Here is a 254-nt window from a genome sequence, read left to right as displayed (position 1 = left end):
CCAGAAAGATGCTGATATCGAACAAGCCAAGCAGCGCGTCCCAGGGCGCGTGGCGCAGCAGCAGATAGTTGCCCTCGACCAGCACGATGCGATGGTGGGTCTCGACCACGCGGCCACCGGCACGCGCCAGGTCCAGCGGGCGATCGAAGACCGGCACGGCGACCGGGCCATCATCGGCGCGCACCCTGACGAGATCATGATAGAGCCCGCGCGCATCGAAGGTCTCCGGTGCGCCCTTGACGTAGAGCAGGCCC

1 pseudogene is annotated in these 254 nt (G+C 66.9%); it reads right to left on the bottom strand.

The features are described 5' to 3' along the window. Positions 1–254, bottom strand: a pseudogene (locus tag R0J88_RS21760) (hypothetical protein); the annotation flags it as partial.

This window comes from Pseudoalteromonas sp. SIMBA_162 (assembly GCF_046535955.1).
GTDB classification, from domain to species: Bacteria; Pseudomonadota; Gammaproteobacteria; order Enterobacterales; family Alteromonadaceae; genus Pseudoalteromonas; species Pseudoalteromonas marina.
This window is presented reverse-complemented; position numbering and strand designations above follow the sequence as displayed.